Genomic DNA, 22,068 nt, shown 5'->3' on the forward strand with positions numbered 1-22,068 from the left:
AAAGGTCACCGGTGCGCTTCAATCGCCGAATCCGCAGATGGGTCGCTGCCCCCGTCGCAGGAGCCCTCGCCCTCGTCCTCGCGGGCTGCACGCAAGAGCAGCTCCAGGGCTGGCTCCCCACCGAACCCGGCACGACGAACCACGTCGACCGCGTCATCGGACTCTGGGTCACCTCCTGGATCGTCCTGCTCGCCGTCGGCGTCGTCACGTGGGGTCTCACCATCTGGGCGGTGGTCGTCTACCGCCGTCGCAAGGGGCAGACCGGCCTGCCGGTCCAGTTGCGCTACAACATGCCGATCGAGATCTTCTACACGATCGTGCCGCTGATCCTCGTGATCGGCTTCTTCGCCTTCACCGCGCGCGACCAGGCGGCCATCGAGCAGCCCTACGACGACCCGGACGAGACCATCCAGGTGTACGGCAAGCAGTGGGCGTGGGACTTCAACTACGTCGACGAGGACGTCTACTCCGCCGGCATCCAGGGCCAGTACCAGGAGGGCGGGGACGCGGCCGGCTCGCTCGTCGAGTCCGAGATCCCCACGCTCTACCTGCCCGTCGGACAGAAGATCAAGATCCAGCTCGACGCGCGCGACGTGATCCACTCCTTCTGGGTCGTCGACTTCCTCTACAAGAAGGACATGATCCCCGGCAAGACGAACTACATGTACGTCACGCCGCTCAAGGAGGGGACCTACGCGGGCAAGTGCGCCGAGCTCTGCGGCGAGTACCACTCCGCGATGCTCTTCAACGTCAAGGTCGTCTCGCAGGGCGAGTACGACGACTACATCCAGTCGCTGCGCGACGCGGGCCAGACCGGTCAGCTCGGCGCCGAGTACAACCGCAATTCGAACCTTCCAGGAACCGGCGCGCCGGCCCGCGAGAACGAGGAGTAAGGGAGCATGAGCACCGCCACGGCACCCCGCCCGACGCGCACCGCCGGCACTCCGCCGGTCCAGCGCAAGGCGAACGTCCTCGTCCGCTGGATGACGTCGACCGACCACAAGGTCATCGGGTACATGTACCTGATCACGTCGTTCATCTACTTCTGCATCGCCGGCGTGATGGCACTCGTCATCCGCGCCCAGCTGTTCGAGCCCGGCCTGAACGTGGTCGAGACGCGCGAGCAGTACAACCAGCTGTTCACGATGCACGGCACGATCATGCTGCTGATGTTCGCGACGCCGCTCTTCGCCGGGTTCGCCAACGTCCTGATGCCGCTGCAGATCGGCGCCCCCGACGTCGCGTTCCCCCGCCTCAACGCCTTCGCGTACTGGCTCTACAGCTTCGGCTCGCTCATCGCGGTCGCCGGATTCGTCACCCCGCAGGGTGCGGCGTCCTTCGGCTGGTTCGCCTACGCGCCACTGTCGAGCACGACGTTCTCACCAGGGCTCGGCGGCAATCTCTGGGTCTTCGGCCTCGCCCTCTCGGGCTTCGGCACGATCCTCGGCGCGGTGAACTTCATCACGACGATCATCACGATGCGCGCTCCCGGCATGACGATGTTCCGCATGCCGATCTTCACCTGGAACATCCTGGTGACGTCGATCCTCGTGCTGCTCGCGTTCCCGGTGCTCGCCGCCGCGATGTTCGCCCTCGGCGCCGACCGCGTGTTCGACGCACACATCTACGATGCGGCCAACGGCGGCGTCCTGCTCTGGCAGCACCTGTTCTGGTTCTTCGGCCACCCCGAGGTGTACATCATCGCGCTGCCGTTCTTCGGCATCGTGTCCGAGGTCTTCCCGGTCTTCAGCCGCAAGCCGATCTTCGGCTACAAGACGCTGATCTACGCGACCATCGCGATCGCCGCTCTCTCCGTGACGGTGTGGGCGCACCACATGTACGTCACCGGATCGGTCCTGCTGCCGTTCTTCTCGCTGATGACCATGCTCATCGCGGTTCCGACCGGCGTGAAGATCTTCAACTGGGTCGGCACCATGTGGCGCGGATCGGTGACCTTCGAGACCCCGATGATCTGGGCGATCGGCTTCCTGATCACCTTCACCTTCGGTGGACTCACCGGCGTGATCCTCGCGTCGCCCCCGCTCGACTTCCACGTCTCGGACTCGTACTTCGTGGTGGCGCACTTCCACTACGTCGTGTTCGGAACCGTCGTCTTCGCGATGTTCTCGGGCTTCTACTTCTGGTGGCCCAAGTGGACCGGCAAGATGCTGAACGAGACACTGGGCAAGTGGCACTTCTGGCTGCTGTTCATCGGCTTCCACACCACCTTCCTCATCCAGCACTGGCTGGGCGTCGTCGGCATGCCGCGCCGCTACGCCAGCTACCTGCCCGAGGACGGCTTCACCTGGATGAACCAGGTGTCGACGGTCGGAGCGATGATCCTCGCGGTGTCGCTGATCCCGTTCTTCCTGAACGTGTACATCACGGCCCGCAAGGCGCCCAAGGTGACGGTGAACGACCCGTGGGGCTTCTCCCGGTCGCTCGAGTGGGCCACCTCGTGCCCGCCGCCCCGCCACAACTTCACCTCGATCCCGCGCATCCGCAGCGAGGCCCCGGCGTTCGACCTCAACCACCCCGAGGCCGGCATCCCCGTCGGAATCGGTCCGGCGAAGGACGCTCCGGACGCCCCCACGTACGACAAGTCCGAAGGCACGGTGAAGTAGGGCCATGCGCGCCAACGTCAATCTCTTCTGGCTCCTCGCGGGCTTCTTCCTCCTCGCCGACATCACGTACATCGTGTGGTCGCTGCTCGACACGGGCCAGGTGGAGTGGGTCGGCACCGTCGGCATCGGCCTCTCGGCCGTGCTGGGCGCGTTCATCGCGTTCTACGTCGGCCGCGTCCACAAGGCGCAGGGTGCCGAGCTCCCCGAGGACCGCCTCGATGCGGACATCGATGACGGAGACCCCGAGCTGGGCTTCTTCAGCCCGTGGAGCTGGTGGCCGCTGATCCTGGGCGGTTCCGCGGCCCTCGGATTCCTCGGCCTGGCCGTGGGGTTCTGGATCACCTACATCGCCGTCGGACTCTTCCTGGTCGCCATCGCCGGCTGGGTGTACGAGTACTACCGCGGGTACTTCGCCCGATAGGGCGCATCGCACGGCCGAGGGCCGGGTGCACGAGGGCTTCGGCTCCGTGCACCCGGCCTTTTCGCCTATCCAGGAGGAAGCGATGCGCGGTCGGGGCCCGGTCGGCTCGGCCGTTCGGCTGCGTGCAGGGGCGTCATTCGCCGATCGGTGGCGGATCGAGCCTCCCCGTGAGAGCCGGGACCTCCCGGTGAGGGCCGGGGCCTCCCGGTGAGGGCCGGGATCGCTCAGTGAGGGATGACGAGGTGAGCTGGATCTCTCGCGGTGTCCTGCTGGCGGGACACCGAGGCGTCCTGCGCGGAGGAACTCGTCTGGGCACATCCCGACGGCCCGCGACGTGGAAGCTCGCAGGGCAGTGCAGCGGGCGGCGCCGAGCAGGAGCGTCGGCCTGCGTCATCACCCCTACGGGTCTGCGCTGCGACGGCTCCTGCTCTGGTCGCGGGTAAGCGGGCTACGCCTGTGGCGGCTCTCCTGTGCGGCTGTGGGCGTGCCGACGGCGGTGGCGCGCTACGGATTGCGGATACTGCTGCGCCTGCGGCTGTACTGGGGCTGCTGCGCCTGTTCTGGCGCCTGCGCCGCCCTGCGGACCTCTGCACACCGTTCTGAACCCAGTGGAGCCTGCACCCCGACGGAACCGCGCGCGCCCCTGCAGCTCGTGGAGCTCCTCGGTACTGCTAACGGGTTGTGTGCCGGTCGGCGCGACGACAGGGAGCCTGAGACGCCGCTGCAGCGACGGTCGTCGATGTCCGGAGGTCGCCTCCTCTGTCGCACCGGCGAGCGTCGCCGTCGCCGATCACAGAGGGTTCGACCGTGAGTGGGGGGAGGGCAGTCCTGATAGGCCTGCTGGGGACGGGTGCCCTCGAACTGATCCGGAGCGTCTCGACGTGTACGGGAACCGAGTACCTCACCGGACGACCACACTGCGAGCATGCAGAGGGGCTGGATCACTCCATGATCGGACGGGGGCGGACGTCTCCAGCTCGGCGGTGAGACGGCGTCTCGTGATCCAAGGAGCGGAGGTCTCGAGGTCCGGAGTATCGCCCCACCTTCCTGCCGGCTTGTCGCCGTCGAGGCGCTGTGATCCGGTCTCACCGGCTCCCGGTCCACCGCCGACCTCCACCGCTCCAGGAGTCAGGCGCCGCCCCGCTGCAGGAACGACGAAGGGCCCGGACGAATGAACGTCCGGGCCCTTCGGGGGGAGGATCAGTGCTCGCTGTGCGAGCTCTCGAGCTCCTTCTGGGTGACGGGGGTGATCCGGTCCTCGAAGAACCAGCGGGAGAGGCCGGCGCGGACGCGCTGCGGGGCGGTGATGCGGCCACGCGAGTCCGGACGGATCATCAGGGGCTCGTACTCGTCCTGACCGACGAGCTTCCAGCGCTCGTACTCGTCGAGCTGCTGGTGCACCTCGATGAATTCGCCGCCGGGGAGGCGGACAATGCGGCCCGACTCGAAGCCGTGCAGCGCGATCTCGCGGTCCTTCTTCTGCAGCGCCAGGCAGATGCGCTTGGTTATGAAGTACGCGATGAACGGACCCGCGATGAGCAGGAACTGCAGGCTGTGGATCACGCCCTCCATCGTGAGGTGGAAGTGCGTCGCGATGAGGTCGGATGAGGCGGCGGCCCAGAGGACGGCGTAGAAGCTGACTCCAGCGGCGCCGATCGCGGTGCGGGTCGCGGCGTTGCGCGGGCGGTCGAGCAGGTGGTGCTCGCGCTTGTCACCGGTGATCCACGCCTCGAGGAACGGGTAGAGCATGACCACGGCGATGAACAGTCCGAGACCGACGAGCGGGATCAGGATGTTGAACGACAGGGTTCCGATGCCCGGGATGGCCCACTCAAGTCCCGGCGGGACGAGGCGCAGGGCGCCGTCGGCGAACCCGATGTACCAGTCGGGCTGGGTTCCCGCGGAGACGGGCGAGGGGTCGTACGGGCCGTAGTTCCAGATCGGGTTGATCGTGAACAGCGAGGCGATGAGGACGACGACGCCGAAGACGATGAAGAAGAATCCACCGGCCTTCGCGGCGTAGACCGGCAGCACCGGGTAGCCGACGACGTTCTGCTCGGTCTTGCCCGCACCGGGGAACTGGGTGTGCTTGTGGACGACCACGAACACGAGGTGGAGGGCGATGAACGCGAGCACCAGCGCCGGCAGCAGCAGGATGTGCAGCGTGTAGAGGCGGCCGACGATGTCGGTGCCCGGGAACTCGCCGCCGAAGAGCAGGAACGAGATCCAGGTGCCGACGATCGGGATGCCCTTGACCATGCCGTCGATGATGCGGAGGCCGTTGCCCGAGAGCAGGTCGTCGGGGAGCGAGTAGCCGGTGAAGCCCTCGGCCATCGCGAGGATGAAGAGGACGAAGCCGATGACCCAGTTGAGCTCGCGGGGCTTGCGGAACGCACCGGTGAAGAAGATGCGCAGCATGTGCAGGCCGATCGAGGCCACGAACAGCAGTGCCGCCCAGTGGTGGATCTGCCGCATCAGCAGGCCGCCGCGGATGTCGAAGGAGATGTCGAGCGAGGACGACATCGCCGCCGACATCTCGATGCCCTTGAGGGGCAGGTAGCTGCCCTCGTAGTGCGTCTCGACCATCGAGGCCTGGAAGAAGAAGGTGAGGAAGGTGCCCGACAGCAGGATGATGACGAAGCTGTAGAGCGCGACCTCGCCGAGGAGGAAGGACCAGTGGTCGGGGAAGATCTTGCGACCGAACTCCTTGACGACCGCGGAGATGCTCGTGCGCTCGTCGATGTAGTTCGACGCCGCTCCGACGTACCCCTTCTGGAACTTGCCGGATCCGAGGATGACGCCGTCCTCGGGCTCCGCGGGGGAGCTGGAGGGGCGTGAGGGGGTGGTGGTGGACATGTGAGTCATCGCTCCCAGAAGGACGGTCCGACGGGCTCCGTGAAGTCGCTTCTGGCGACCAGGTAACCCTCGGCGTCGACGGTGATGGGGAGCTGCGGAAGCGGACGCTTCGCCGGGCCGAAGATGACGGCGGCCTCGCGCGTGATGTCGAATTGCGACTGGTGGCACGGGCACAGCAGGTGGTGGGTCTGCTGCTCGTACAGCGCCACAGGGCAGCCGACGTGCGTGCAGATCTTGGAGTAGGCGACGATTCCGTCGTAGTTCCAGGTCTCGCGACCCTCACTGACGATGAGGTCCTCCGGCTTCAGGCGCATCAGGAGGACGGCGGCCTTGGCCTTCTCCTCCAGCTTGCCCTCGGCGTCGTTGAGACCCTCGGGGATGACGTGGAAGGCGGATCCGAGGGTGACGTCCGATGCGAGGATCGGCGCTCCCGACGGGTCCAGGGTGAGCCTCGTGCCCTCTTCCCACAGGGTGGTCTTGAGGAGGGCGACGGGGTTCTGGTCCTGCGGGCCGAGGCCCCGGAACAGGATCACGGCGGGCAGGGGGAACACGACGAGGGAGGCGATCAGGCTGTTCCGGACGAGGGAGCGGCGGCCGAAGCCGGACTCCTTGTCGGACTGGTCGAAGATCTCGAGCGCACGGGCGCGGGTGGGCTCCGCGCTGCGGACGGGGTGGCGGATGTCGATGCCCTCGTGGTCCGACATCAGCTGCTTGCCCCAGTGGACGGCGGCGATGCCGATGCCCAGGAGCGCGAGGGACATGCCCAGGCCGATGAACAGCGTGTTCAGCCGGACCGACGCGACGTCCTCGGTGATCGGGAACGCCATGTAGGCGGCGACCGCGAAGATCGAGCCCGCGAAGGAGAGGTAGAAGAGCGTGTACACCGTGCGCTCGGCACGCTTCTCGACCTTGGGGTCGAGGTCGGTCATCCGGGGGCGGTGCGGCGGGAGGCCCGGGTCCTGGACGCGGTCCCGCGTCACGACCGCGGTGCCGGCCGGAGCCGTTCCGTGCCCGGTGGCCGACGAGGTGGCGAGGTCCGTGCCACCCTCATCGTGCTCTGCCATGGTTCTCCTTTTCACGCCGTGTCGGCACCAGTCGGTGCCGTGGGTCAGTCGCGCCCGTCAGGGCGCTGCAGTCGTCTAGTTGGATCGGGCGGTGATCCACACCGTCAGGGCCACGATCGCGCCGAGGCCGAAGATCCAGAGGAACAGGCCCTCCGCGACCGGCCCGAGGGAGCCGAGCGCGAATCCGCCCGGGGACGGGTTGGCCTCGATGTACTTGAGGTACGAGATGATGTCGCGCTTGTCCTCGGGCGAGATGTTCAGGTCGTTGAAGACCGGCATGTTCTGCGGGCCGGTGACCATCGCCTCGTAGATGTGCGCCTCGGTCACGCCGCCCAGCGGGGGAGCGAACTTGCCCTCGGTGAGCGCGCCGCCGGCTCCGGCGACGTTGTGGCACATGGCGCAGTTGATGCGGAACAGCTCGGCGCCGTTCGCCGCGTCGCCCTGTCCGTCGAGGACCTCGCCCTCGGGAATCGCGGGGCCGGGGGCCAGCGACGCGACGTAGGCGGCGAGCTCGCCGACCTGCTCGTCGGTGAACTGCACCGGCTTCTCGAGCGCCTGGGGGCCGTGCATCTGCATCGGCATGCGGCCGGTGCCGACCTGGAAGTCGACCGACGCCGCGCCCACTCCGATGAGGGAGGGAGCGTTGTCGGTGCCCGCGGCGTCGAGGCCGTGGCAGGTGGCGCAGTTCGCGGCGAAGAGCTTCGAGCCCTCGTCGATCGTCTGCTGGCTGGTGGACGACGTCTCCGCGGAGGCGGACGTCGCGACGCCGACCGCGGCGTAGGTCCCGCCGGTGAGCCCGAGGCCGATGGCGATCAGGGCCAGGGTGGCGAGCGGGTGGCGGCGACCCTTCTTGGCTCGGCTCTTCGTCTTCGGGGAGGCCATCGAGGCGTCCTTCCTGCGGGGGTCGGGAGTGGAGTGGGGCATCGGCGGGCGCGTCACTTGAGGAAGTAGATGACGGCGAACAGGCCGACCCAGACGACATCGACGAAGTGCCAGTAGTACGAGACGACGATGGCGCTCGTCGCCTCCTTGTGGCCGAAGTTCTTGACCGCGAAGCCGCGGCCGATGACGAGGAGGAACGCGATGAGGCCGCCGGTGACGTGCAGGGCGTGGAAGCCGGTCGTCAGGTAGAAGGCGGAGCCGTAGGCGTTGCTGGAGAGCGTGACGCCCTCGGAGACGAGGGTCGCGTACTCGAGCACCTGGCCGGAGACGAAGACCGCGCCCAGGGCGTAGGTGAGGAAGAACCACTCGACCATGCCCCACTTGAACGGGCTGAGGCCCGTCGCACGCGGCTGCAGCCGCTCGGCGGCGAACACGCCGAACTGGCAGCTGAACGACGAGGCCACGAGGATCACCGTGTTCACGCCCGCGTAGGGGACGTTGAGGATCTGGGTCTCGGCGCCCCAGAGCTCGGGAGAGGTGCTGCGCAGGGTGAAGTAGATCGCGAAGAGGCCCGCGAAGAACATGACCTCGCTGCCCAGCCAGACGATCGTTCCGACCGCGACCGGGTTGGGTCGGTTCACTACGGGCGCGGTGGCCGTGGGGGAGAGAGAGGTGCTCGTCACACAGACCATTATGGCCGATGGCAGGGGAGGGAAGTCGCACTAGCCGGGAGGCGATCCTCGTCGCATAATCTGGGAGCCATGTCGGAAACCCTGTCCTGGCCGCACGTTCTCAGCGCACTCCTCGAGTCCTCCGATCTGAGCGTCTCCGAGGCGACGTGGGCCATGGAGCAGGTGATGGAGGGCGCGGCGACTCCGGCGCAGCTCGCCGGACTGCTGGTGGCCCTCCGGGCGAAGGGCGAGACCGTCGACGAGATCGTCGGCTTCCGCGACGCGATCCTCGACCACGCGGTGCCGCTGGACGTGGACCCGATGGCCCTGGACATCGTCGGGACGGGCGGGGACCGCTTCGGGACCGTCAACATCTCCTCCACCGCGTCGATCATCGCGGCCGCCGCCGGCACGCCCGTCGTGAAGCACGGGAACAAGGCCGCGTCCTCCTCCTCCGGCTCCTCCGACGTGCTCGCGGCACTCGGGGTCGACCTCTCCCTCTCCCCCGAGCGGGTGGCCGAGGTGTTCCGGCGGACGGGGATCGCCTTCGTCTTCGCGTCCCTCTTCCACCCCGGCTTCCGGCACGCCGGTCCGGTGCGCGCCGAGCTGGGCGTGCCGACGGTGTTCAACTTCCTCGGCCCGCTCTGCAATCCGGCGCGTCCCGAGGCGTCGGCGGTCGGAGTGGCGCACCTCGACCGGGTGCCGCTGGTCGTCGGCGTGTTCCGGACGCGCGGGGCGACGGCTCTGGTGTTCCGCGGGGACGACGGCCTCGACGAGCTCACCACCACGGGTCACAGCCACATCTGGGAGGTGTCGCGCGGCTCCGTGGTCGAGCACGACCTCGACCCGCGCGACCTGGGCCTGCCCCGCGCGCGGATCGACGAGCTGCGCGGCCGCGACGCCGCCTACAACGCGAGCGTGGTGCGCTCGGTGCTCGCGGGAGACGGCGGCCCCGTCCGCGACATCGTCCTTCTGAACGCGGCCGCGGGCCTCGCGGCGTTCGACCTGGCGCGCGACCCGGACCTGGTGCGCACGCCCGTCCTGGAGCGCCTGCGGACGTCGATGGACCGCGCGGCGGAGGCCGTCGACTCCGGGGCCGCCACGGCCAAGCTCGAGGAGTGGGTCCGCGAGACGCAGCGCGCCGTCGTCCCGCTGCCGTAGGCGCGAGCGCAGGGCGTAACGTGGGGCTGCTGTCCGCGACGGTGCGGGCGGCGATCCACCACGCGCCGGATCGCCCGCAGGTCACGGGTCGCCCGAGTGGTGGCCCGATCCTGGAGGAGACCTCGATGAAGAAGCTCATCAACGACCCGAAGAACGTCGTCACGGAGTCGGTGGCCGGCTTCGGCCTGGCCCACGCCGACCTGGTCCGGGTGGTGTCGGATCCCCTGTTCGTGGTGCGGGCCGACGCGCCCCGCTCGGGCAAGGTGGGCATCGTCAGCGGAGGCGGCAGCGGGCACGAGCCGCTGCACGCGGGCTTCGTCGGATTCGGGATGCTGGACGCCGCCGTCCCCGGTCCCGTCTTCACCTCGCCCACGCCCGACCCGATCGTCGCGGCCACGCAGGCCGTCGACGGCGGTGCGGGTGTGCTGCACATCGTGAAGAACTACACGGGCGACGTCCTGAACTTCGAGACCGCGGCCGACCTCGCCGGCGCCGAGGGGATCGAGGTGCGCAGCGTGATCGTCGATGACGACGTCGCGGTGAAGGACTCGCTCTACACCGCGGGCCGCCGCGGCGTGGCCGGCACCGTGCTGGTCGAGCGGATCGCGGGCGCGGCGGCCGAGCGGGGCGACTCCCTCGACGAGGTCGCGACGATCGCCGAGACGGTGATCGCGAACGTGCGCTCGATGGGCGTCGCCCTCACGCCGTGCATCGTCCCGCACGCGGGCGAGCCGAGCTTCGAGCTGGGCGAGGACGAGATCGAGATCGGCATCGGCATCCACGGCGAGCCCGGCCGGGAGAAGATCGCGCTGGAGCCGGCCGACCGCATCGTCGACCGGATCCTCGGCCCGATCCTGGAGGACCTGCCGTTCTCCTCCGGGGACGAGGTGCTGCTCCTGGTGAACGGCATGGGCGGCACGCCGCAGATCGAGCTGTACCTCGCCTACCGCCGCGCAGCCGAGGCGCTGGCCGAGAAGGGGATCACCGTCGCACGCAGCCTCGTCGGCAACTACACGACGTCGCTCGAGATGCAGGGCTTCTCGCTCACCGTCCTCAAGCTCGACGACGCCCTGACCGAGCTGTGGGACTCCCCGGTGCAGACCGCGGCGCTGCGGTGGGGACGCTGAGCGCCCGCGCGCACACCATGACCGGAACGACAGCCGCAGGAGCGGCCCACGAGGAGGAGACGACCATGCAGGACGCACAGGGAGCCGGGCTCGACGCGGCGTGGGCGACGGCGTGGATCCGCCGCGCCGCCGAGTCGATCGCGGAGCACCGGGTCGAGCTGATCACGCTCGACCGGGCGATCGGCGACGGGGACCACGGCGAGAACATGGACCGCGGCTTCCAGGCCGTGGTCGCGAAGCTGGACGGGGCGCCGGAGCAGGGGCTCCCGGCGGACGTGCTCAAGCTGGTCGCGACGACGCTCATCTCCACCGTCGGCGGCGCCTCGGGCCCGCTGTTCGGCACGGCGTTCCTGAAGGCCTCCGCCGCGGTCGCGGGCGAGGACACGCTCGAGGGCGCAGACGTCGCAGCTCTCCTGGCCGCGGCGAGGGACGGCATCGTGCTCCGCGGCAAGGCCGAGGTGGGCGACAAGACGATGGTGGACGCGTGGACGCCGGCGGTCGACGCGGCCGCGGCCGCCGCCGAGGAGGGAGCGGCTCCGGCCGACGTCCTCGCCGCGGCGGCGGAGGCGGCGCAGAGGGGAGCGGAGTCGACGGACCCGCTGGTCGCCCGCAAGGGACGCGCCAGCTACCTCGGCGAGCGCGCCATCGGGCACCGTGATCCCGGCAGCGTGTCGACCGTTCTCCTGCTCCGCGCAGCAGCCGAGGCGGCGGCGTGAGCGTCGGGCTGGTCCTGGTCTCGCACAGCGCGCAGCTGGCGGAGGGGCTGGTCGAGCTCGCGGAGCAGATGGCGGCCTCGGTCGCGCTGGTCGCCGCGGGCGGGACGGACGACGGCGGCATCGGCACCAGCTTCGACCGCATCACGGCGGCCCTGGCGGAAGCGGACTCCGGCGAGGGGGTCGTCGTCCTCTGCGACCTCGGCTCGGCGATCATGACGGCGGAGACCGCGGTCGAGTTCCTCGACGACGACGCGCGCGCCCGGGTCCGGATCGCCGACGCCCCACTGGTGGAGGGGGCGGTCGCGGCCGCCGTCGCCGCGGGCACGGGGGCGTCGCTGGACGAGGTGCTCGCCGCCGCGGAGTCGGCCCGGGGCGAGGCGCTCGCTGCTCCCGCCGAGGAGGCTCCGCCCGGTGACGAGCGCGTGCAGCGCCGCGTCCGCCTCATCAACCCGAACGGCCTGCACGCCCGTCCCGCGGCCGATTTCGTGACGCTCGCCGCCACCTTCGACGCCCGGATCGACGCGAACGGCAAGGACGCCACCAGCCTGCTCGGCGTGATGTCGCTGGGGCTCGACCGCGGGGACGAGGTCGTCCTCTCGGCGTCGGGGCCGCAGGCCCAGGAGGCGGTCGGCCGGCTCGGCGATCTGGTCGAGTCGGGCTTCGGCGAGGTGTAGCGCGCCGTCGACCGGTCCAGGGACCGCGGAGGCGCCTCCTCCTACGCTGAGCGCATGGCCCTCCGCGGAACCCGACCCCCGTCCGTCCTGCTCCGCCGACTCGTCACTGTCCCGCGCGTCGTGCGCCGGGCGGACGCTCGTGCGGCCCGGCGGCTGAACGCCCGTCGCCCGTCGACCGTCGTCGACGGGGCGCTCGTGGGGCTCTCCCGGGCCGCGGACCACGGAGTCCTCTGGGCCGGCGTCGGCGTTCTGCTGCTCCTGGCGGGCCGTCCCCGCGAGGCTCTGCGGGGGACCGCCTCGCTCGCCGCGGCCAGCGCGCTCGCGAACCTGGTCGGCAAGCGCGTGTTCGGCGGCGACCGGCCGCTCCTCGTCGACGTCCCGGTCGGCCGGCGCCTGGCGACGGTGCCGACGTCGGCGTCCTTCCCCTCGGGGCACGCGGCGAGCGCCGCTGCCTTCGCCGCCGGGGTCGCGCTCGAGTCGCCCCGAGTGGGGGCGGCGGTCGCCCCGCTCGCCGCCGCCGTGGCCTTCTCCCGCCTGCACGTCGGCGTCCACTGGCTCTCGGACGTCCTCGGCGGCGCGGCGCTCGGCGCGGCGGTCGCGGTCTTCGGCCGAGCCGTCCTGCCGGCCGAGCCGCGCCACGTGCCCGTCTCGGAGCGCGCGACCCGGCCCCCCGTCGACCGCAGCCCGCTGGGGGACGGCGCCGCCCTCCTCGTGGTCCTCAACCCCGGCGCGGGCCGGGACTCGCACCGCCCCGATCCCGAGCCGCTGGTCCGAGCCCGGTTCCCGAAGGCGCGCGTGCACCGGCTGACCGAGGGGGAGGACCTCGCCGACGTGGTGCGCGAGGCGCGCTCGGGGGACTCTCCGCCCCGGGTGCTCGGGATCTACGGCGGGGACGGGACCATGTCGGTCGGTGCCGCTCTCGCCCGCGCCGAGGGGATGACGCTGCTCGTGCTGCCGGGCGGGACCATGAACCACTTCGCGAAGGCGCTGGGGCTGCTCACCGTCCATGACGCGCTCGACGCGGCGACGATCGGCGAGCGCCGCGATGTCGACGTGGCCGAGGTCGTCGCGGACGGGGGAGACCCGGTCACGGTGCTCAACACGGTCTCGATCGGCGTCTACCCGGAGTTCGTCGCGGCCCGCGAGAAGCGCGAGAAGCGGATCGGGAAGCCGCTCGCCGCCGTGATCGCGGCCCTCTCGGTCGTGCGGCGCACCGATCCGTTCGAGCTCCGGCGCGACGGGCGCACGCAGCTCGTCTGGTCGTACTTCGTCGGGGTGAACCAGGAGCACCCGCGCACGGCCGCCCCGCTCGCCCGGCGTCGGCTCGACGACGGCCACCTCGACGTGCGCATCCTGCACTCAGGACGGACTCCGCGCACCCGGGGAGCGTTCTCGCTCCTGCTCGGCCGTACGGCGACCCCGGTGGTCGGCCGTGTGCCCGGCTGGCGGGCACCGGTGGTGGAGTCGTTCTCGACGCCGGAGATCACCGTCGGCGCGCGCCGGCCCGCGGGGGACGACCCCGAGTGGGCGCACGACGGCGAGACCGAGCGCTTCGACGGCTCCCGCGACGGATTCGACGAGGCCGTGGTGCGGATCGTGCCGCTGGGCCTGCGGGTCTACGCGACCGCCGACTAGGGGGCGGTGCCGGCCCGGTCCCCGCCGTCCGGATCCGCCAGCAGCTCGGCCAGCGCGTCGAGGGCGGCGACCTGCCCGGCCACCACCAGCGAGCGGGCCTCGTCGAGCGGGTGCCACCGGGCGTCCTCCAGCTCGGGGAAGCTGCGCAGCACGCCGGAGCCCCGCGGCCACTCCAGCTCGAAGGTGTTGCTCGCGACGAAGGCGGTGTCCGCGAGTCCGCGCCCGGCGAAGACGGTGACGGTCTTGGCCGCGCTCTGCCGGAACGCGCCGAGGAGGGTCAGTTCCCCGTCGGGCGGAGGAGCGCCGGTCTCCTCCTCGAATTCTCGGCGCGCGGCGTCCAGCGGCGTCTCGTCGCCCGTGTGCACGCCCTTCGGGATCGTCCACGCGCGGGGGCGCCGGGTCCAGAAGGGGCCGCCCATCCGCCCGAGGAACACCTCGGTGCCGGAGGGGCCCTCGCGGTGCAGCAGGATCCCCGCGCTCGTCACCGCGGCCATCGCGTCTCTCCGGTCATCCCGCCATCCTGCCCCGCGCCCGTGGAAGGATCGGCAGGACCCGCCCGCGACCGCACGGAGTGAACCATGCACGACGACGAGATCCTCCGACAGCTGCGCGATGCGCTCGGCGACGCGGTCCTGACCGAGGGCCCCGGGTTCGAGGCCGTGCACACCGACAAGTCGGGCTTCTCCGCACCGGGTCGCGCGCTCGCGCTCGTCGCTGCCCGCTCGGTCGAGGACGTGCAGGCGGCGCTGCGCATAGCGACGGAGCACCGGCTCCCGGTCGTGCCGCGCGGAGCGGGAACGGGCCTCGCTGCCGGGGGAGTGGCGAGCGAGGGAGCGCTCGTCCTCTCGACCGCCGCCATGGACCGCATCCTCGAGGTGTCGCTCGAGGACGAGCTGGCGGTGGTCGAGCCCGGGGTCATCAATCAGGCGCTGTCGGACGCCGTCGCTCCGCACGGCCTCGTCTTCTCGCCCGACCCCGCGAGCCGCGCGATCTCGAGCATCGGCGGCAACATCGCGACGAACGCCGGGGGGCTGCTGTGCGCCAAGTACGGCGTGACCCGCGAGGCGGTGCTCGGGTTGACGGTCGTCCTCCCCGACGGACGCCTGCTCCGCACCGGCCGCCGCAGCGTGAAGGGAGTCACCGGGTACGACCTCACCGCGCTCCTGACCGGCTCCGAGGGGACGCTGGGCGTCATCGTGGAGGCCACCGTGAAGCTCCGCCCGATCCCGACCGGGCGCGTGGTCACGGTCGGCGCGTACTTCCCGAGCGTCGTCGCCGCGGCCGCCGCCTCCGCTGCGATCACCGCCGCGCGGCTCCGTCCCGCGGTGATGGAGCTGATGGACGAGGCGGCGCTCGCCGCGATCTCGCGCTACACCGGAGCGGCCCTGGACCGCGGTGCCGCCTACCTCCTCGTCCAGACGGACGGCGGAGGAGCGGCGGAGGAGTCGCAGCGCGTCCTCGAGATCGTGACCGCCTCCGGGGGCGCCGCCGAGGCGACCGAGGACCCGGCCGAGGGCGAGGCTCTGCTGGCCGTCCGCCGGGCCTTCCACCCGGCGCTCGAGGCGGAGGGCCGGGTGCTGATCGAGGACGTCTGCGTGCCCCGCTCCGCGCTGCCGGCGATGTTCGCGGCGATCCGCGGCATCGAGGAGCGGACGGGGCTCAGCATCCCCACCGTCGCCCACGCGGGGGACGGGAACCTCCATCCGAACTTCGTGCTGCCCGCGGGGGACGGACCCGTGGGGGAGGACGTCTGGGGCGCCGCCGCGGAGCTCTTCCGCACGGCCCTGGCCCTCGGCGGCACGCTCACGGGCGAGCACGGCGTGGGACTGCTCAAGCGGCGCTGGCTGGCGGAGGAGCTGGGCGAGGACTCGCTGGCGCTCCAGCGCGGGATCAAGGCCGTGTTCGACCCGCTGGGGATCATGAACCCGGGGAAGGTCTTCTGAGGAGGGCGCCCCGGGCTACAGCAGCTCGGCCGTGATCATCGAGGCGGTGAGCACGATCGTCGCCGCGGACATCAGCCAGTAGAGGACCGTCTCGCGCCAGGACCCGGCGGAGCCCAGCACGGGCAGCGCGGCGTAGCCGCCGGTGGTCCAGACGTGGCGCAGCGGTGTCCGGCGCAGGCGCCGCGGCAGGCGCACGCGCAGCGGCCACAGCCAGTTGATCCCGCCGGTCGTGAGGGCGTCGCCGGCCACGTGCACGAGGTAGCCCAGCGTCGCGGCGACCCGGAGCCACGCCCAGGTGCCGTCGGCGAGCGCGACGAGCAGGACCGTGACGACCGTCGCCCCGGCCCAGGCGATGCGCCAGGAGGGGGCGGCCCGGACGGCCTTCGCGGCGAACGCGAGGGCGGGCAGCGTGAGCACGGCGGCCACGGCGACGGGGCCGACGACCGGCACCGGGAAGCGCAGCGCCGTGAGCACCGGCACCAGGTACCAGACGACGGCGACCGCGAGCAGCGAGTGCATCCCGTGCCGGTGCCCTCCGCTGATCCGGCCCGCGGTCGCCGTGAGCAGGGAGGCGCCCGGCGCCGAGCGGGAGACGGTCGCGCTCGCGTGGTCCGCGTCGGGCACCAGGGCCCAGCCGGCGGCGACTCCGAGGCCGACCAGTCGGAGGTCGAGCGGGAGACCCGCGAGGCCGAGGGGCCCGGCGACGGCGGGCACGGAGGCGGCGACGGCCCAGGCGAGCGCACCGGAGACGGCGTGCGAGCGGCCCATCATCGCGGGTCGGCTCCTTCGACTGGGCGCTGCGAGGCCGGAGGACGACCGCGGCGGCACGAGAGAACCCCCGGCCGAGTGCGTGAGCACGGACCGGGGGTGAGGGTGGGCGATACCGGACTCGAACCGATGACCTCTTCCGTGTGAAGGAAGCGCGCTACCAACTGCGCCAATCGCCCAGGGGGACGTGCTGGACGACCCGAGAGACGATCGTAGCGGATCCGCGGGGCCCGGATGCACCGCCGACGCCCGCCACGCCCGGGTGAACGGACGGCGACGAGCCGGTTTCGCGCGGAAAGACGCGGATCGGACTCCGAGCGGCGGGATCGGCGTCCGCTCGATTTGGATTCCGGCGCCGCTGTCGTATACATTCTTCTAGGTCGAGCCGGGCAGCGAAAGCGCCGGACAGGCAGCACGACAGCACGACACGCAAGACGGCAACACCAGTACGACCTACATGCGGATGTGGCGCAGCGGTAGCGCATCACCTTGCCAAGGTGAGGGTCGCGAGTTCGAATCTCGTCATCCGCTCGAACACCGGTCTTCGGACCGGCGTCATCGGGACGGCACTCTCGGGTGCCTCCCACCTGGTCGGCCCTTGGGCCGCCGACACCGAATCCCGTACACGGTGGATTGGCCGAGAGGCGAGGCAGCGGCCTGCAAAGCCGTATACACGGGTTCGAATCCCGTATCCACCTCGATCGTTCACCGAACGAGGTGCTCCGCACGGAGCAACGGGCGATTGGCGCAGCGGTAGCGCGCTTCCCTGACACGGAAGAGGTCACTGGTTCGATCCCAGTATCGCCCACCACGAGAACCCCCGGCCCCTGGCCGGGGGTTCTGTCGTTCCCGGCTCCGGCGCTACCCTCGCAGGATGCCCGCCCCGATCCCCGTCGACGACCAGGGCACCCTCCTGCGGCTCGTCTCGCGGGACGACGGACCTGCCCTCGCCGCCGCGTACCGGCGCAACCGCCGGCACCTCGCGCCCTGGGAGCCGACGCGCTCGACCCGCTTCTTCGAGGCGGGGGGCCAGACCGACGCCGTCGCTGACGCACTCGCCGCGCACCGGGCCGGCAGCGTCCTCCCGCTCGTCCTCGACGCGGGCGGCGTGATCGTCGGTCGGCTGACCCTCGCGAACATCGTCCGCGGCGCCTTCGACAGCGGCGATCTCGGCTACTGGCTCGACAGCGGTCTGCAGGGCCGCGGCGTGATGACCCGCGCGGTCGGAGCCGTCCTGCGCACCGCGCGTGAGGATCTGGGGCTGCACCGCGTGCAGGCCGGGACGCTCCTCCACAACGTCGGATCGCAGACCGTGCTGCAGCGCAACGGCTTCGAGCGGATCGGCGTCGCGCGGCGCTATCTGCGGATCGCCGGGGAGTGGCAGGACCACGTCCTCTTCCAGGCGCTGCTCGAGGGCGGCCCGCTCCAGCCTCCGCCGACTCCGCTCGTCTAGGGTGAGCGGCGCCGGCCTTCTCCCGGCACTCCGAGCGGGAGGGACGCGCCCATGACCACGCGGCACATCGGCGGACGAGAGTTCGACTTCGAGCGGCAGGTGGCCGTGATGGCGGTCGTGAACCGCACGCCCGACTCCTTCTACGACAAGGGCTCCACCTTCGCCCTGGACAGTGCCATCGCGGCCGCCGTGCGCGCCGCGGAGCTCGGCGCCGACTGGGTCGACATCGGCGGAGTGCCGTTCGGCCGCGGCCCCGCTGTCACGCTCCAGGAGGAGCTCGACCGGGTCGTCCCCGTCGTGGCGGGCATCGCGGAGCGGAGCGACGTGGTCGTCTCGGTGGACACGACGAGCGCCGAGGTCGCGCGCGCGAGCATCGCCGCGGGCGCCTCCGTCATCAACGACACGAGCGGGCTGCACGACCCCCGGATGCTCGAGGTCGTCGCCTCCTCCTCCGCTCAGCTCGTCATCACCCACAGCGTGGGCGCTCCCCGCAGCGAGCCGGAGAGACCCGAGTACGACGACGTCGTGGCGACGGTGGTCGACCACCTGCGGAGCCGCGTCGATCGCGCGCTCTCGGGTGGAGTGCCTGCCGGGAGGATCATCGTCGATCCGGGTCACGACCTGAACAAGAACACCCTGCACACGCTCGAGCTCACCCGCCGGCTGGGCGAGGTGGCCGCGCTCGGCTTCCCGGTGCTCGCCGCGGTCTCCAACAAGGACTTCATCGGCGAGGCGCTGGACCGGCCGCAGGGGGAGCGCCTCGAGGGCTCCCTCGCCGCCGCGGTGATCTGCATCCTGAACGGTGCGCGGATCGTGCGCATGCACGACGTGCGCCAGGCGGTGGACGCCGTGCGGATGACGGAGGCGGTGCTGGGCTGGCGAGCGCCCGTCTTCCTCCGCCACAACGTGGAGCCGGCGGCGTGAGCGCCCGCATCGACGGCCTGTCCCCGGCCGGGCAGGACCTGTCCGACGAGGCTCTGCTGGCCCTCTACGCGGACGGGGCCGGCGAGCAGTGGCTCCGGGTCAACTTCGTCGCGAGCGTCGACGGCGCGATCACCCGTGACGGCGTCTCGGGCGATCTCGGGGGCGCGGCGGACCTGCGCGTGTTCGACCTGCTCCGCCGGCTCGCCGACGTCGTGCTCGTCGCGGCCGGCACGGTGCGGACCGAGGGCTACGGCCCGATGGTGCTGAGCGACGAGTCCGTGCGGTCCCGGCTCGGCACCGGGCTCGCCCCGCAGCCCGTCTTCGCGATCGTCTCGGGGTCGCTCGACCTCGATTCCGCCTCGCGGATCTTCACCGAGGCGCCGGTGCGCCCGACCGTCGTGACCACCGGCTCCTCGCCGGCCCGCCGCCGCGCGGAGCTCGCCGAGGTCGCCGACGTGCTCGTCTGCGGCGACGCAGAGCTCGACGCGACGCGGATGCGGGTGCAGCTCGCGGAGCGGGGGCTCGGCAGGATCCACTGCGAGGGCGGTCCGTCGCTGCTCGGGACCCTCCTCGCCGCGGACGCCGTCGACGAGCTCTGCCTGACCGTCGCTCCAACGCTCGAGGCGGGGGACTCCGGGAGGCTCGCCCGCGGCGACGTCCCCGGACCGCGCCCGCAGCACCTGGCGCACGTGCTCAGCGCCGGCGACACGCTGCTCCTGCGCTACCTCCGCCGGCGCTGACCCGCCCTACTCGCGGCGCCGCTCGTTCCCGTCGCGCTTGGCCTCGGAGGCCGGACGGGCGGCGATCACGGGGTGGGCGCCGGTGAAGCCGTCCCGGGCGGACGCGATCGCCAGGATGCGCGGCTTCGCGACGTGCCAGCCCACGATCAGGGCGGGCACGCCGACCACCGCGACGATGCCCACGGTCCAGGTGCCGGTCGGGAAGTCGACGGCGATGAGGACCACCACGATCACCAGGAACGCCAGGGTGAGCCACGAGGTCACCGGGGCGCCGGGCATCCGGAAGGACGGGCGCTCCAGGCGCCCCTGGGCCGCCCAGCGCTGCAGCTGCATCTGGCAGAGGACGATCATGCCCCAGCCCGTGACGATGCCCAGCGCCGAGACGTTGAGGACGATCTCGAAGGCCTCGGACGGCACGAAGAGGTTCAGCACGATCCCGATCAGGGTGATGCTCGCCGTGAGCAGGATGCCGCCGTAGGGGACGCCCTGCTTGTTCATCCGGCCGGTGAAGGCGGGGGCGGAGCCGTTGAGCGCCATGGAGCGGAGGATGCGGCCGGTCGAGTAGAGCCCGGCGTTGATGCTGGAGAGCGCGGCCGTCAGCACGACGAAGTTCATGATCGATCCGGCGATCTCGCCCGAGGAGCCGTCGCCCAGCGAGCTGAAGAACGTGACGAACGGGCTCTCGCCCTTCGAGTAGGCCGTGTAGGGCAGCAGCAGCGTCAGCAGCAGCACCGAGCCGACGTAGAAGACGGCGATGCGCAGGATGACCGAGTTGATGGCGCGCGGGATGACCTTCGCCGGCTCCGCGGTCTCGCCCGCCGCCGTGCCGACAAGCTCGACTCCGGAGTAGGCGAACACCACGCCCTGGACGACCAGGACGCTGGCGATCAGGCCGCCGGGCAGGATGCCGCCGTTGTCGTTCCAGAGGCTGATCCCGGGGTCCACGGCGACGCCGCCGGACTGCAGCGGCCAGCCCGCGGCGAGCACGACGACGCCGATCACCAGGAAGACCACCAGCGCAGTGACCTTGATCAGCGCGAACCAGAACTCCAGCTCCCCGAAGACCTTGACCGAGACGAGGTTCAGCGAGAGCACGACGACCAGGGCGATGAGTGCGAGGAGCCACTGGGGCACGGAGGAGAAGAGCGACCAGTACTTCACGTAGAGGGCCACCGCGGTGACGTCGGCGATCGCGGTCATCGCCCAGTTCAGGAAGTACATCCAGCCGGCGACGAAGGCGGCCTTCTCGCCCAGGAACTCGCGGGCGTAGGAGATGAAGGAGCCCGAGCTCGGCCGGTGCAGGACCAGCTCGCCGAGCGCGCGGAGGATCAGGTAGGCGAAGACGCCGCAGACCGCGTACACGACGACGAGCGAGGGACCGGCGGTGGCGAGTCGGCCGCCGGCGCCGAGGAAGAGGCCGGTGCCGATCGCGCCGCCGATGGCGATCATCTGCAGCTGCCGGGGCTTGAGGCCGGGACGGTAGCCCTCCTGCTCCTTCGAGAAGTCGGGCTGCACGGGCCCGCGGTCGTCGTCGCTCTGCGTCACGGGGGCTCCCTCGTCACCGGATCGCGCCGCGCGGCTGCTCCGGCACGCCCGTCAGGGTAAGGGCGCGCTGCTCGGAGGAGGCGGGTGGCGCGGTCCGCGGCATGCGGATCCTCTCAGGATCGGGGCGCCTACCCTGGGGGCATGAGCGGTCCGGACCTCGCACGGCAGTTCTCGCTCGACGGCGTCCGGATCCCGTCGCCGGCGAGGCGCCTGAACGGCGGCACCGATCCGGCGCTCGTCTGGCGCAACGAGCTCGACGGGCTGACCTTCCGCGTGGACGCCGGGTACCTGAAGTGGAATCCCCGGTCCACGGGCGTCGACCTCCGTCGCGAGATCGCGCGTCTGCGCTGGCTGGAGGGGCGGATCGTCGCGCCCCGGATCCTGGAGGCGGGCGAGGACGACGAGGGGCAGTGGCTCCTCACCGCACCGCTGGCCGGGCGGAGCGCCGTCGACCCGGAGTGGACAGCCCGGCCGGAGGAGGCCGTCCGCGCGATCGCGGCCGGCCTGCGGGCGGTCCACGCGCTCCCCGTCGACGCGGTGCCCGAGGAGCTGCGCGACGACTCCTGGTTCGCGCGCCGGCCGTCGGCGCTCGGCGCGGCTCCGGAGCTCGTGGACCCCGTCGTGGTGCACGGCGACGCGTGCGCTCCGAACACGCTGGTCGACGACGACGGACGCTGGAGCGGCACTGTCGACGTCGGCGACCTGGGCGTGGGCGACCGCTGGGCGGATCTGGCGGTCGCCGCCGTCAGCCTCGGCTGGAACTACGGCCCCGGCCACACCCCGCTGCTCCTCGCGGAGTACGGAGCGGATCCGGACGACGAGCGCGCGGCCTACTACCGCGCGCTCTGGTCGTCCGAGTCCTGA

At 71.4% G+C, this 22,068-nt stretch carries 20 protein-coding genes and 4 tRNA genes; 16 read left to right on the top strand and 8 right to left on the bottom strand.

Translation table 11 applies throughout. From position 1 onward, the window contains the following. The first annotated feature begins 11 nt into the window (after positions 1–11). Genes coxB through C5D66_RS08515 form a run of 3 tightly spaced genes read left to right on the top strand, consistent with a single transcriptional unit; the run spans position 12 to position 3,045 of the window. Positions 12–893: a cytochrome c oxidase subunit II gene (gene coxB, locus C5D66_RS08505; RefSeq protein WP_104224653.1), complete on the top strand. Its 882-nt coding sequence runs from the start codon at positions 12–14 to the stop codon at positions 891–893. A 6-nt stretch (positions 894–899) separates the two neighbouring features. Further along, positions 900–2,624 (top strand): cytochrome c oxidase subunit I, encoded by a 1,725-nt coding sequence (gene ctaD, locus C5D66_RS08510; RefSeq protein ID WP_104224652.1) that lies wholly within the window; start codon positions 900–902, stop codon positions 2,622–2,624. Positions 2,625–2,628: 4 nt separating this feature from the next. After that, complete coding sequence (locus C5D66_RS08515; protein ID WP_104224651.1) at positions 2,629–3,045, top strand: cytochrome c oxidase subunit 4; 417 nt, start codon at positions 2,629–2,631, stop codon at positions 3,043–3,045. 1,200 nt (positions 3,046–4,245) lie between these two features. Here the strand turns inward: C5D66_RS08515 and C5D66_RS08520 are convergent. The 4 genes from C5D66_RS08520 to C5D66_RS08535 form a co-directional block, all read right to left on the bottom strand. Beyond that, positions 4,246–5,901, bottom strand: a complete 1,656-nt coding sequence (locus C5D66_RS08520) for a ubiquinol-cytochrome c reductase cytochrome b subunit (RefSeq protein WP_104224650.1) — start codon at positions 5,899–5,901, stop codon at positions 4,246–4,248. Positions 5,902–5,906: 5 nt separating this feature from the next. Next, positions 5,907–6,965, bottom strand: a complete 1,059-nt coding sequence (locus C5D66_RS08525) for a ubiquinol-cytochrome c reductase iron-sulfur subunit (protein WP_104225358.1) — start codon at positions 6,963–6,965, stop codon at positions 5,907–5,909. A 75-nt stretch (positions 6,966–7,040) separates the two neighbouring features. Further along, positions 7,041–7,847 (bottom strand): c-type cytochrome, encoded by an 807-nt coding sequence (locus tag C5D66_RS08530; RefSeq protein WP_104224648.1) that lies wholly within the window; start codon positions 7,845–7,847, stop codon positions 7,041–7,043. A gap of 53 nt (positions 7,848–7,900) precedes the next feature. Then, positions 7,901–8,539 carry a heme-copper oxidase subunit III gene (locus C5D66_RS08535; RefSeq protein WP_104224647.1) on the bottom strand — a complete coding sequence of 213 codons (639 nt, stop codon included), beginning with the start codon at positions 8,537–8,539 and terminating at the stop codon, positions 7,901–7,903. A gap of 69 nt (positions 8,540–8,608) precedes the next feature. Between C5D66_RS08535 and trpD the strand changes: the two genes are divergently transcribed. The 5 genes from trpD (at position 8,609) to C5D66_RS08560 (ending at position 13,831) form a co-directional block, all read left to right on the top strand. After that, positions 8,609–9,679 carry an anthranilate phosphoribosyltransferase gene (gene trpD, locus C5D66_RS08540; RefSeq protein ID WP_104225357.1) on the top strand — a complete coding sequence of 357 codons (1,071 nt, stop codon included), beginning with the start codon at positions 8,609–8,611 and terminating at the stop codon, positions 9,677–9,679. A 125-nt stretch (positions 9,680–9,804) separates the two neighbouring features. Further along, positions 9,805–10,806 (top strand): dihydroxyacetone kinase subunit DhaK, encoded by a 1,002-nt coding sequence (gene dhaK / locus C5D66_RS08545; RefSeq protein WP_104224645.1) that lies wholly within the window; start codon positions 9,805–9,807, stop codon positions 10,804–10,806. 65 nt (positions 10,807–10,871) lie between these two features. Next, positions 10,872–11,522: a dihydroxyacetone kinase subunit DhaL gene (gene dhaL / locus C5D66_RS08550; RefSeq protein WP_104274265.1), complete on the top strand. Its 651-nt coding sequence runs from the start codon at positions 10,872–10,874 to the stop codon at positions 11,520–11,522. Beyond that, complete coding sequence (dhaM, locus tag C5D66_RS08555) at positions 11,519–12,196, top strand: dihydroxyacetone kinase phosphoryl donor subunit DhaM (RefSeq protein WP_104256172.1); 678 nt, start codon at positions 11,519–11,521, stop codon at positions 12,194–12,196. Before dhaL ends, dhaM begins: the two co-directional genes overlap by 4 nt. Positions 12,197–12,250: 54 nt before the next feature. Then, positions 12,251–13,831, top strand: a complete 1,581-nt coding sequence (locus C5D66_RS08560) for a bifunctional phosphatase PAP2/diacylglycerol kinase family protein (RefSeq protein ID WP_104274264.1) — start codon at positions 12,251–12,253, stop codon at positions 13,829–13,831. Here C5D66_RS08560 and C5D66_RS08565 read toward each other — a convergent pair. Further along, positions 13,828–14,325, bottom strand: coding sequence for an NUDIX domain-containing protein (locus C5D66_RS08565; RefSeq protein ID WP_104225352.1), 498 nt, complete (start codon positions 14,323–14,325; stop codon positions 13,828–13,830). The genes C5D66_RS08560 and C5D66_RS08565 overlap by 4 nt on opposite strands. An 84-nt stretch (positions 14,326–14,409) precedes the next feature. Here C5D66_RS08565 and C5D66_RS08570 point away from each other — a divergent pair, with 84 nt between their 5' ends. After that, on the top strand, positions 14,410–15,774 hold the full coding sequence (locus C5D66_RS08570) for an FAD-binding oxidoreductase (RefSeq protein WP_104274263.1): 1,365 nt from the start codon (positions 14,410–14,412) through the stop codon (positions 15,772–15,774). A 15-nt stretch (positions 15,775–15,789) separates the two neighbouring features. On the opposite strand, the gene C5D66_RS08575 is transcribed toward C5D66_RS08570, so the two are convergent. Both C5D66_RS08575 and C5D66_RS08580 read right to left on the bottom strand, forming a co-directional pair. After that, on the bottom strand, positions 15,790–16,545 hold the full coding sequence (locus tag C5D66_RS08575; RefSeq protein ID WP_104269509.1) for a metal-dependent hydrolase: 756 nt from the start codon (positions 16,543–16,545) through the stop codon (positions 15,790–15,792). 103 nt (positions 16,546–16,648) lie between these two features. After that, positions 16,649–16,721 (bottom strand) — tRNA-Val (locus tag C5D66_RS08580). Positions 16,722–17,001: 280 nt separating this feature from the next. Between C5D66_RS08580 and C5D66_RS08585 the strand changes: the two genes are divergently transcribed. From C5D66_RS08585 to C5D66_RS08610, 6 genes are all read left to right on the top strand, one after another. Next, positions 17,002–17,073, top strand: a tRNA-Gly gene (locus C5D66_RS08585). A 96-nt stretch (positions 17,074–17,169) separates the two neighbouring features. Further along, positions 17,170–17,240: transfer RNA gene (locus C5D66_RS08590), tRNA-Cys, on the top strand. Positions 17,241–17,278: 38 nt separating this feature from the next. Continuing rightward, positions 17,279–17,353: transfer RNA gene (locus C5D66_RS08595), tRNA-Val, on the top strand. A 63-nt stretch (positions 17,354–17,416) separates the two neighbouring features. Then, positions 17,417–17,995 carry a GNAT family N-acetyltransferase gene (locus tag C5D66_RS08600; protein WP_104225349.1) on the top strand — a complete coding sequence of 193 codons (579 nt, stop codon included), beginning with the start codon at positions 17,417–17,419 and terminating at the stop codon, positions 17,993–17,995. A 51-nt stretch (positions 17,996–18,046) separates the two neighbouring features. Beyond that, positions 18,047–18,919 carry a dihydropteroate synthase gene (gene folP / locus C5D66_RS08605; protein ID WP_104246762.1) on the top strand — a complete coding sequence of 291 codons (873 nt, stop codon included), beginning with the start codon at positions 18,047–18,049 and terminating at the stop codon, positions 18,917–18,919. After that, positions 18,916–19,659 (top strand): pyrimidine reductase family protein, encoded by a 744-nt coding sequence (locus C5D66_RS08610; RefSeq protein ID WP_104274262.1) that lies wholly within the window; start codon positions 18,916–18,918, stop codon positions 19,657–19,659. Before folP ends, C5D66_RS08610 begins: the two co-directional genes overlap by 4 nt. Positions 19,660–19,665: 6 nt before the next feature. Here the strand turns inward: C5D66_RS08610 and C5D66_RS08615 are convergent, their stop codons facing one another. Beyond that, positions 19,666–21,204 carry an amino acid permease gene (locus C5D66_RS08615; RefSeq protein ID WP_244229624.1) on the bottom strand — a complete coding sequence of 513 codons (1,539 nt, stop codon included), beginning with the start codon at positions 21,202–21,204 and terminating at the stop codon, positions 19,666–19,668. A gap of 141 nt (positions 21,205–21,345) precedes the next feature. Here C5D66_RS08615 and C5D66_RS08620 point away from each other — a divergent pair, with 141 nt between their 5' ends. Continuing rightward, the gene (locus tag C5D66_RS08620; protein ID WP_104274261.1) at positions 21,346–22,068 is read left to right on the top strand and encodes an aminoglycoside 3'-phosphotransferase; all 723 of its coding nucleotides are present in this window, start codon (positions 21,346–21,348) and stop codon (positions 22,066–22,068) included.

Origin of the sequence: Rathayibacter sp. AY1B4, assembly GCF_002932815.1 — a bacterium.
GTDB lineage: Bacteria > Actinomycetota > Actinomycetes > Actinomycetales > Microbacteriaceae > Rathayibacter.

Excerpts from the sequence above, each read along its gene's own strand:
- C5D66_RS08535 (WP_104224647.1), bottom strand. The coding sequence starts at position 8,539 with ATGGTCTGTGTGACGAGCACCTCTCTCTCCCCCACGGCCACCGCGCCC.
- folP (WP_104246762.1), top strand. The coding sequence starts at position 18,047 with ATGACCACGCGGCACATCGGCGGACGAGAGTTCGACTTCGAGCGGCAG.
- C5D66_RS08520 (WP_104224650.1), bottom strand. The coding sequence starts at position 5,901 with ATGTCCACCACCACCCCCTCACGCCCCTCCAGCTCCCCCGCGGAGCCC.
- C5D66_RS08525 (WP_104225358.1), bottom strand. The coding sequence starts at position 6,965 with ATGGCAGAGCACGATGAGGGTGGCACGGACCTCGCCACCTCGTCGGCC.
- trpD (WP_104225357.1), top strand. The coding sequence starts at position 8,609 with ATGTCGGAAACCCTGTCCTGGCCGCACGTTCTCAGCGCACTCCTCGAG.
- C5D66_RS08575 (WP_104269509.1), bottom strand. The coding sequence starts at position 16,545 with ATGATGGGCCGCTCGCACGCCGTCTCCGGTGCGCTCGCCTGGGCCGTC.
- C5D66_RS08570 (WP_104274263.1), top strand. The coding sequence starts at position 14,410 with ATGCACGACGACGAGATCCTCCGACAGCTGCGCGATGCGCTCGGCGAC.
- C5D66_RS08560 (WP_104274264.1), top strand. The coding sequence starts at position 12,251 with ATGGCCCTCCGCGGAACCCGACCCCCGTCCGTCCTGCTCCGCCGACTC.
- C5D66_RS08530 (WP_104224648.1), bottom strand. The coding sequence starts at position 7,847 with ATGGCCTCCCCGAAGACGAAGAGCCGAGCCAAGAAGGGTCGCCGCCAC.
- C5D66_RS08515 (WP_104224651.1), top strand. The coding sequence starts at position 2,629 with ATGCGCGCCAACGTCAATCTCTTCTGGCTCCTCGCGGGCTTCTTCCTC.
- C5D66_RS08600 (WP_104225349.1), top strand. The coding sequence starts at position 17,417 with ATGCCCGCCCCGATCCCCGTCGACGACCAGGGCACCCTCCTGCGGCTC.
- dhaL (WP_104274265.1), top strand. The coding sequence starts at position 10,872 with ATGCAGGACGCACAGGGAGCCGGGCTCGACGCGGCGTGGGCGACGGCG.
- C5D66_RS08620 (WP_104274261.1), top strand. The coding sequence starts at position 21,346 with ATGAGCGGTCCGGACCTCGCACGGCAGTTCTCGCTCGACGGCGTCCGG.
- dhaK (WP_104224645.1), top strand. The coding sequence starts at position 9,805 with ATGAAGAAGCTCATCAACGACCCGAAGAACGTCGTCACGGAGTCGGTG.
- ctaD (WP_104224652.1), top strand. The coding sequence starts at position 900 with ATGAGCACCGCCACGGCACCCCGCCCGACGCGCACCGCCGGCACTCCG.
- C5D66_RS08565 (WP_104225352.1), bottom strand. The coding sequence starts at position 14,325 with ATGGCCGCGGTGACGAGCGCGGGGATCCTGCTGCACCGCGAGGGCCCC.